Origin of the sequence: uncultured Thermus sp., from assembly GCF_938010445.1 — a bacterium.
Lineage (GTDB): Bacteria > Deinococcota > Deinococci > Deinococcales > Thermaceae > Thermus > Thermus altitudinis.
This window is the reverse complement of record NZ_CALLUR010000161.1, coordinates 1-8,110: the sequence shown is the minus strand read 5'-3', so window position 1 is coordinate 8,110 and position 8,110 is coordinate 1. Positions and strand designations below refer to the sequence as shown.

Sequence of the window (8,110 nt, the reverse complement as noted above, 5' to 3'; positions counted from 1 at the left end):
CTTTCCGGGACCATCGCGCCCCTCGAGGTCTTCCCCGAACCCCTAAGGACCCTGGCCCTCCTCACCCCCTTCCCCTACCTGGTCTACCTGCCCGCCGCCCTCCTGGCTGGGCAGGAGGTGGACCTCCTCCCGGGGGTCTGGATCATGCTCTTCTGGGGTGGAGCCCTCCTTCTCCTTTGGCGGCTCCTTTGGCGGCTTGGGCTTAGGCACTACTCCGGCCAGGGAGCCTAACAGGGGCATGGCCACCCGCTACCGCGCGGGTGGAGCACCTTTGGGGAAAGGGATAGAGCCCCATGGAACCCAAACAGGCCTTCATGGTGGCCCGGCTGGACAACCCCTTGCATGAGGCCCCACGGGGTGAGGCTGGGGTCATGGGGCCAAACCCCTGGCGTCTTCCTCCCGACTCGGAACCCGAACCCGACCCGCCCGTCCTTGCCCCACCCTTGGACCGCCCTCGGGACCGCCACCCAGAGCCCCCAGAGGTCCTTCTCCCCATAGAGGTGGCGGACATCTCCTTGGAGTTGGACCGGGAGGCGAAGCTTCCCCTTTACGCGAAGGCCGGCATCCCCGAGGTATGACCGGTGAACCTAAAGGAGGACCGCCTCGAGGTGCACCGGGAGCCCAAGGAGGGACGCTACCGCCCGAGCCGCCTTCCCTCCCCTTCCGAGCCTGCAAGCCCCTTGGCCTTCCCCGAGGTCAGCCTGCCGTGGGCGCGGTCACCTTGAGGCTGGGGTGGAGGAGGGCGTAGGCGTAGCCGTCGGTGAGGGCCTTAAGGGAGGCCTCGAGGATGTTCTCGCTGGCCCCCACGGTGCTAAAGCGCTCCTCTCCCCGCTTCATCTCAATCATCACCCGCACCCCGGAGTTGGTGCCCGACTCCTGGCCGGCGAGGATGCGCACCTTGTAGTCGGTGAGCTCCACGTCGGAAAGCTCCGGGTAAAACTGGAGCACGGCCTTACGGAAGGCCCTATCCAGGGCGGAAACCGGCCCCGAGGGGCTTTCCGCGGCGGTGTGCTGGAGGCTTTCCCCCACCCTCACCCGCACCGTGGCCTCGGCCCAAGCGGTGTCCAGGCCGCTTCCGTGCACGAAGACGGAAAACCCCTCCACGCTGAAGGGCAGGCTCCCGCCCTTCAGGCGGTGGGCCAGGAGGTAAAAGCTGGCCTCCGCCCCCTCAAAGGCATAGCCCTCGTACTCCAGGGCCTTGACCTCGTCCAGTAGGCGCTTGGCCTCCTCCTTGGAGAGGTCCACCCCCAGCTCCTGGAGCTTGGCCAGCAGGTTGGACCGGCCCGAGACGTCGGAGACCAAGAACCGGCGGCTATTCCCCACCCACTCGGGAGGAATGTGCTCGTAGGTGCGGGGGTTCTTCAAGACGGCAGAAACGTGCACCCCCGCCTTATGGGCGAAGGCCGACTCCCCCACGTAGGGGGCGCGGCGGTTGGGGGATTGGTTGGCCCTCTCGTCCACGAAGTGGGAGAGCTCCTTCAGGCCCTTAAGCCTTTCTTGGGGGATGGCGGGAATGCCGTACTTGAAGACCAGGGTGGGGAGGAAGCTGGTCAGGTTCAGGTTGCCGCACCGCTCCCCGTAGCCGTTGATGGTGCCCTGGGCGTGGGTGGCCCCGGCCCGCACCGCCGCCAAGGCGTTGGCCACCGCCAGCTCGGCGTCGTTGTGGGGATGGATGCCGATCCTCAGGCCGGGAAAGCGCTCCACCACCACCTTGGTGATGGCGTAGACCTCCTCCGGCAAGGTCCCCCCGTTGGTGTCGCAAAGGACCAGGGTGTCCGCACCCCCTTGGGCCGCGGCCTCCAGGGTGGCCAGGGCATAGCCCGGGTCCTCCTTGTACCCGTCAAAGAAGTGCTCGGCGTCGTAGACCACCCGCCTTCCCCGCCCGGCCAGGTAGGCCACGGTGTCCTGGATCATGCGCAGGTTCTCCTCCAGGGTGGTCTCCAAGGCCTCCAAAACGTGCAGGGTCCAGCTCTTGCCAAAGAGGACCACCACCGGGGTTTCCGCCTGCAAAAGGGCCAGGACCGAAGGGTCCTCCTCCGGCAAAAGCCCTTTTCGCCTGGTGGCCCCAAAGGCGGCCAGCCTGGCCTCCCCCAGGTCCACCCCCTTCATGCGGGCAAAGAACTCGGCGTCCTTGGGATTGGACCCGGGCCAGCCCCCCTCAATCAGGTGCACCCCGAAGGCGGAAAGGCGCTTGGCGATGGCCACCTTGTCGTCCACGGAAAGGCTGATGCCCTCCCCTTGCGTTCCATCCCGTAGGGTGGTGTCTAGGATCTCCACCATCTCCTCACCCCTGGAAGCCCCCCTTGGCCAAGCCCGGCAAGGGTGGCCCTACACACCCCGCTGGACCTCCTCAATGGAGGGCGGGTGCCGGGTGGCCCGGCCGCTGGCCAGCTTGCCGGCGGCATCCAGGAAGGCCAAGGCGCTGGCCTCAATGATGTCCGGGGATACCCCCACCCCCACCGCCTGAAGCTCCCCCAGGCGCAGGCGTACCGTCACCTGGCCCAAGGCCTCGGTGGAGCCGGTGATGGCCTCCACCCGGTAAAGCTCCAGCTCAGGCCTAAGGCCGATGGCCTCCTGGATGGCCTTGTACACGGCATCCACCGGCCCATCCCCGGTGTGGGTGGCCAGGCGTTCCCCGTCTGGGGTTTTCACCTTGACCGTGGCCGTGGGCAGGAGGCCGGAGCCGGAGAAGAACTGGACATGTTCCAGGGTGAAGAACTGGGATGCCGGCTCCCGTTCGCTTTCCACCAGGGCCTGAAGCTCCTCGGCCGACAAGGGCCCCTTCTTCTCGGCGATCTCCTTGAAGCGGGAGAAGAGCACCTTGAGCTGCTCCTCGGGGAGGTCCTTGTAGCCCAGGTCCTCGAGGGCCTTCTTGAAGGCCGCCCGCCCGGAGTGCTTGCCCAAGACGATCACCGCAGGCCGCCTGCCGATGAGCTCCGCGTCCATGATCTCGTAGGTGGAGCGGTGCTTCAACACCCCATCCTGGTGGATCCCCGACTCGTGGGCAAAAGCGTTGTCCCCCACGATGGCCTTGTTGGGGGGCACGGGCATGCCGGTGTAGCGCTCCACCAGGCGGGAAACCCGGTAGATCTCCCGGGTGTTGATCTGGGTCTTGGCCTTGTACCAGTCCCGGCGCACATAAAGGGCCATGACCACCTCCTCCAAGGCGGTGTTGCCCGCCCGCTCGCCAATGCCGTTAATGGTGCACTCCACCTGGCCCGCCCCGTTCTCTATGCCCGCCAGGGCGTTGGCGGTGGCCAGGCCCAGGTCGTCGTGGGTATGGGTGGAGATGATCACGTCCCGGCCCCGCACCACCTCGTCCCGGATGCGGCGGATCAGGGCCCCGTACTCATTGGGTGTACCGTAGCCGGTGGTGTCGGGAATGTTGATGGTGGTGGCCCCAGCCTCAATGGCCACCTCGTAGAGGCGCTTCACGAACTCCCACTCCGCCCGCATCACATCCTGGGCGGAAAACTCCACGTCGTCCACGTACCTTCGGGCATAGCGGACCATCTGGTCCGCCATCTCCAGGACCTCCTCCTCGGTTTTCTTCAGCATGTACTGGAGATGGACCTTGGAGGCCGAGGTGAAGACGTGGATCCGAGGCTTTTCCGCCTTCTCCAAGGCCTTGGCCGCCTGGTCAATGTCCAGGGTGTGGGTGCGGGCCAAGGCGGCGATGATGGGCCCCCTTACCTCGGCGGCGATCCGCCTTACCGCCTCAAACTCCAAAGGCCCGGATACGGGAAAGCCCGCCTCAATGATGTCCACGTTGAGCCGGGCCAAGGCGTGGGCGATCTCCAGCTTCTGGTCCAGGGAAAGGGCCACCCCTGGGCTCTGCTCCCCATCCCGCAGCGTGGTGTCAAAGATCCGGATGTGCCGTTCCATCTTCTCCCTCCCCAAAAACGCACCAGGCCCCCCAGGTGGGGGGCCTTTGGAACCCACCTAGCCTACCTCTTCCAATACCCTTGCCCGCAGGAAGGGCATCATGGCCCTGAGCCTTGCCCCCACCTCCTCAATGGGGTGCTCCTTCCAGCGCTTGCGGTTGGCCTCCAGGACCGGCTGGCCCACCTGGTTCTCCAGCATCCACTCCCGGGCAAACTCCCCGGCCTGGATCTGGCGGAGGATCTCCCGCATGCGCCTTTTGGTCTCCTCCACCGGCACCGCCACCTCCCCCCGGGTGTAGTCCCCGTATTCGGCGGTGTTGGAGATGGAGTAGCGCATGCCGGCGAAACCCGCCTCGTAGATGAGGTCCACGATGAGCTTGACCTCGTGCACGGTCTCAAAGTAGGCCATCTCCGGCGGATACCCGGCCTCCACCAGGGTTTCAAACCCCGCCTGGATCAGCCGGGTAAGCCCCCCGCAGAGCACCGCCTGCTCCCCAAAGAGGTCGGTTTCCGTTTCGTCCTTGAAGGTGGTGGGAATGACCCCGGCCCGCGCCGACCCGATGGCCTTGGCGTAGGCCAAGGCGGTGGGAAAGGCCGAGCCCGAGGCGTCCTGGTGCACGGCCACCAGGGCTGGCACCCCGCTTCCCTTGGTGTACTCGCTCCGCACCAGGTGGCCGGGACCCTTGGGGGCCACCATCCAGACGTCCAGGTCCCGCCTGGGCTTGATCTGGCCAAAGTGGATGTTGAACCCGTGGGCGAAGGCCAGGCTGGCCCCCTCCTTCAAGTTGGGCTCAATCTCCTCCCGGTAGACCCGGCCCTGGGTTTCGTCGGGTAGGAGCACCATCACGACATCCGCCTCCCGCACCGCCTCGGCCACCGGGAGGACCCTAAGCCCCATGGCCTCCGCCTTGGCGGCGCTACGGGACCCGGGCCTAAGCCCCACCCGCACGTCCACCCCCGAGTCCTTGAGGTTCAGGGCATGGGCGTGCCCCTGGGAGCCGAAGCCCAGTACCGCCACCTTCTTGCCTTGGATGAAACCTAGGTCTGCGTCGTGTTCGTAGTAGATCTTCATACCGCCTCCCGTCTTTCCCTGACCTTAAGGGTGCGCTCCCCTCGGCTCATGGCCACCGCCCCGGTGCGCATGACCTCGAGGATCCCATAAGGCCTAAGGGCCTCAAGGAAAGAGTCTATCTTCTTGGAGTCCCCGGTGAGCTCCAGGATCAGGCTCTTCTGGGCCACGTCCACCACCCGGGCCCGGAAGGCCTCCTGGATGTCCTTCACCGCCAAGCGCTCCTCCACCCCCGCCACATGGACCTTGACCAAGGCCAGCTCCCGCTCCACGTGGGGCTCGGAGTGGTCGGTAACCTTCAGCACCTCAATCAGCCGGTTAAGTTGCTTTTCCACCTGTTCCAGGGTGCGGTCGTCCCCCGAGACCACCAGGCTGATGCGGGATAGGCCGGGCACATGGGTGGTACCCACCGCCAGGCTTTCCAGGTTGAAGCCCCGGCGGGCGAAAAGCCCGGTGATGCGGTTTAGCACCCGGGGGTGGTCCTGCACCAAGACCGAGATCACGTGCCTCACGCCTCCACCTCCTGCCTTTCCTCGGGGTGCTCCAGGATCATGTCCTCCGCCGCCCCCCCTGCGGGAATCATGGGGAAGACCCCCTCCTCGTGGTAGACCTTAAACTCCGCCACCACGGGGCCATCGGCGGAAAGGACCGCCTCCACCCCCTTCATGAGGTCCTCCTTGCGCTCCACCCTCACCCCCTTGATGCCGTAGGCCTCCGCCAGGCGGGCGAAGTCGGGGTTGGAGTCCGCCAGGTACACCTCCGAGTAGCGCTTGGCGTGGAAGAGGTCCTGCCACTGCCGCACCATGCCCAGGTAGCCGTTGTTGAGGATCACCACCTTCACGTCCAGACCGTACTTCACCACCGTGGCCAGCTCCTGCAGGGTCATCTGGAAGGAACCGTCCCCGTCAAAGTCAATGACCAGCTCGTCCGGGCGGGCCACCTTGGCCCCGATGGCAAAGGGCAAACCCACCCCCATGGTGCCCAGGCCCCCGCTGGTGATAAAGCTTCTGGGCCGGGTAACGGGGAAGTACTGGGCGGCGAACATCTGGTGCTGCCCCACCCCCGTGGTCACAATGGCGTGCCCCCCCGTGGCCTCGGCAAAGGCCCGGATCACCTCCGGGGCCTGCAGATGGGGCCGCGGCTTCCAGCGCAAAGGGTAGCGGGTGCGCCAATCCTCCAGCTCCCGCCACCAGGAGGCCAGCCTAAGGGGCTTGGCCCCTTTCAGCATCTCCCTAAGGACCAGGCGGGCATCCCCCACGATGGGCACGTGGGTGCGCACCAGCTTGCCGATCTCTGCGGGGTCAATGTCCACGTGGATGATGGTGTGGGCGTGGGGGGCGAAGCGGGAAACCTTCCCCGTGACCCGGTCGTCAAAGCGCAGGCCGATGGCCAGGATGAGGTCGGCGTGGTGGATGGCCCGGTTGGCGGCCACCGTGCCGTGCATCCCGGGCATGCCCAGCCAAAGGGGGTGATGGCCAGGGAAGGCCCCCAGGCCCATGAGGGTGGTGATCACCGGGATTCCCGTTTTCTCCGCAAAGGCCAGAAGCTCCCCGTGGGCGTGCTGCGCCCCACCCCCCACCATGAGGATGGGCTTCTCCGCTTTCTCCAGGGCCTCCAAGGCCCGCTCTATCTGCTTGGGGTGGCCCTTGGTGGTGGGCTTGTAGCCGGGAAGGTCCAGTTCCACCTCAAAGGTGCCGGTGAACTCCGCAAGCTGCACGTCCTTGGGCAGGTCAATGAGCACCGGCCCGGGCCTCCCCGTGGAGGCGATGTGGAAGGCTTCCCGCACCACCCGGGGGATGTCGTTCACCTCCTGCACCAGGTAGTTGTGCTTGGTGATGGGCATGGTGACCCCGGTGACGTCCGCCTCCTGGAAGGCGTCGCTGCCGATCAGGGCCCGGGGCACGTTCCCGGTGATGGCCACCACCGGGGTGGAGTCCATATAGGCATCCGCCAGACCCGTGACCAGGTTCAAGGCCCCAGGGCCGCTGGTGGCCATCACCACCCCCACCCGGCCCGAAGCCCGGGCATAGGCGGTGGCGGCATGCACACCCCCCTGCTCGTGCCGCACCAGGATGTGGCGGATGGGACTGTCATAGAGGGCATCGTAGACCGGCATGATGGCCCCACCTGGGTGGCCGAAGATGACCTCCACCCCCTCCCGCTCCAGCGCCTTTAGAAGTGCCTCCGATCCCTTCATCTCCCCCTCCTAAACCAAAACCCCCCGGTTCTCCGGGGGGTTTTGGATGCGCCCTACACTGCTACACCCTACCCCCCACCGGTCCTACGATTAGGACCAGGCCTAGGGATAGGGCGAGGCCGAAGCGCATCTTGTGGCCCATGCTAGCCTAGCCCCCCCAGGATGTCAAGGGTCCTTTTCGCAAGAGGAACCTGGCTCAAGCAGGCGAAGGGCCACGGGGATGGCCTCAGACACCGCCTCGAGGCAGGTGCGGATGGCCTTGGGGCTGCCCGGTAGGCTCACGATCAGGGCCTCCCCCCGCACCCCGGCCACCTGGCGGGAGAGGATGGCCAAGGGCGTCTCCCGTAAGGAGGCCAAGCGCATGGCCTCGCCGAAGCCGGGGAGGGGCTTCTCCAAAAGGGGCAAGAGGGCCTCCGGGGTCACATCCCGAGGGGCAGGGCCGGTGCCCCCCGTGGTGAGCACCAGCCGGCACCCCATGCCTAAAAGCTCCAGCACCGCTTCCCGTATGGCCTCCACCTCGTCGGGCACCAGCCGGGGCACCACCTCCGCCTCCGGCCAGCGCTCCCGGACAAAGGCCGCCACCGCCGGGCCGGAGCGGTCCTCATAGACCCCCTGGCTCGCCCGGTCGGAAACCGTAAGCACCCCTACCCGCACCCTCATGCCCCCAGCTTAAGGCAAGGCCCCGGCCACCGCCAAGGCACTGTCCAAACCGGCGGGAAGCGGCACCCGCTCTAAAGGTCTAGAGGCCGTGTGGTTGGGCTTGGCATTAAGATTGATTACCATTTGCATCTCATGTAATCCGATCGGAATACTTGACTTTTCGGGCCATGCCTGTTAGCCTCATCCCGGAAAGGAGGTGCCCAGATGTACGTGACCATGAACCGCATACCCGTCAAACCCGAGTTCGCCCACAGGTTTGAAGAGGCCTTCCGCACGCGTGCCAGGCTGGTGGACCGGATG

The 8,110-nt window shown here is 66.2% G+C and carries 9 protein-coding genes; 3 read left to right on the top strand and 6 right to left on the bottom strand.

Annotated elements, in window-relative coordinates; genetic code table 11:
* Positions 1–231 (top strand): ABC-2 family transporter protein (locus Q0693_RS08925; protein ID WP_298630926.1); only part of this gene is annotated, 231 nt, incomplete at its 5' end.
* Between the two features lie 62 nt (positions 232–293).
* On the top strand, positions 294–578 hold the full coding sequence (locus Q0693_RS08920) for a Uma2 family endonuclease (protein ID WP_298630923.1): 285 nt from the start codon (positions 294–296) through the stop codon (positions 576–578).
* Between the two features lie 118 nt (positions 579–696).
* Here the strand turns inward: Q0693_RS08920 and cimA are convergent, their stop codons facing one another.
* The 6 genes from cimA to mog all read right to left on the bottom strand — a co-directional run bounded on the left by cimA (position 697) and on the right by mog (position 7,810).
* On the bottom strand, positions 697–2,280 hold the full coding sequence (cimA, locus tag Q0693_RS08915) for a citramalate synthase (RefSeq protein ID WP_298630921.1): 1,584 nt from the start codon (positions 2,278–2,280) through the stop codon (positions 697–699).
* Between the two features lie 48 nt (positions 2,281–2,328).
* Positions 2,329–3,885 (bottom strand): 2-isopropylmalate synthase, encoded by a 1,557-nt coding sequence (locus Q0693_RS08910; protein ID WP_298630918.1) that lies wholly within the window; start codon positions 3,883–3,885, stop codon positions 2,329–2,331.
* A 57-nt stretch (positions 3,886–3,942) separates the two neighbouring features.
* Positions 3,943–4,956 (bottom strand): ketol-acid reductoisomerase, encoded by a 1,014-nt coding sequence (ilvC, locus tag Q0693_RS08905; RefSeq protein WP_243029370.1) that lies wholly within the window; start codon positions 4,954–4,956, stop codon positions 3,943–3,945.
* A complete protein-coding gene (ilvN, locus tag Q0693_RS08900) occupies positions 4,953–5,465 on the bottom strand; it encodes an acetolactate synthase small subunit (RefSeq protein ID WP_298630914.1) in 513 nt (170 codons plus the stop codon). Before ilvN ends, ilvC begins: the two co-directional genes overlap by 4 nt.
* Entirely contained in the window at positions 5,462–7,150 is a 1,689-nt protein-coding gene (ilvB, locus tag Q0693_RS08895) for a biosynthetic-type acetolactate synthase large subunit (protein ID WP_298630910.1), read from the bottom strand. Before ilvB ends, ilvN begins: the two co-directional genes overlap by 4 nt.
* 165 nt (positions 7,151–7,315) lie before the next feature.
* Entirely contained in the window at positions 7,316–7,810 is a 495-nt protein-coding gene (gene mog / locus Q0693_RS08890) for a molybdopterin adenylyltransferase (protein ID WP_243027248.1), read from the bottom strand.
* Between the two features lie 204 nt (positions 7,811–8,014).
* On the opposite strand from mog, the gene Q0693_RS08885 reads away from it, so the two are divergent.
* Positions 8,015–8,110, top strand: a 96-nt coding sequence (locus Q0693_RS08885) for an antibiotic biosynthesis monooxygenase (protein ID WP_366140537.1), incomplete at its 3' end; no start/stop codon positions are given.